General features: G+C 67.7%; 1 protein-coding gene. It reads right to left on the reverse strand.

The window, feature by feature from the left end:
* Positions 1 to 157: 157 nt before the first annotated feature.
* Positions 158 to 648: isochorismatase family protein (locus EOA29_RS39080; RefSeq protein ID WP_127222549.1), on the reverse strand; the 491-nt coding region annotated here is incomplete at its 5' end.

A 648-nucleotide genomic window follows, 5' to 3' on the forward strand; every position in this document is an offset into this window, starting at 1 on the left:
CGGTTGTAGACCGCACGCTGCTCGGCGATCGGCGACGCCGCGATCTCGGGCGGGTACCAGCCATTGACCGTGTCGATATAGTCCCAGAGTTCCGGGTCGAGCAGGGCGGCATATTTGCCGCGCCCGGCCGGATCGGATGGATCGCCGGCCACCGCCGTCAGAGCTCGGCGTAGAGCCGCGCCGCGTTCTCGAAGGTGAAGCGCAGCGGCACGGAGCCCTCGACCTGCCACACCTTCACCGTATCGCCCGCCATCAGCCGGCAGGCGTCGAGCGTGTTGGTGACGGCGCCGCCATAGAGCCGGTTGGCGAGGTTGAGGATGCCGGTCTGGCGCATGGCGGCACTCGCGCTGCCGCAGGCGTCCTTGACCAGCAGCACGCGAAAACCGCGGGCCACGGCATCCTTCACTGTGGCGTCGATGCAGGCCTCGGTCCAGACGCCGGCAATGACCAGCCATTCGATGCCGGACGCCTTGAGCTTGTCGCCAAAATCGTTCTTGCCGAAGGCGCTCGCTTCCTGCTTGACCAGCATGGCTTCGCCGTCTTGCGGCGCGACCTCGCGGCAGATCGCCGTCAGCGGATCGTCCTTGTCGGAGAAGGCCGACTTGCCGCTGGCGTCCACCGGATGGAACGGCCGCGCCTCGGCAAGGT

It is taken from the genome of Mesorhizobium sp. M1E.F.Ca.ET.063.01.1.1, assembly GCF_003998155.1.
Lineage (GTDB): Bacteria > Pseudomonadota > Alphaproteobacteria > Rhizobiales > Rhizobiaceae > Mesorhizobium.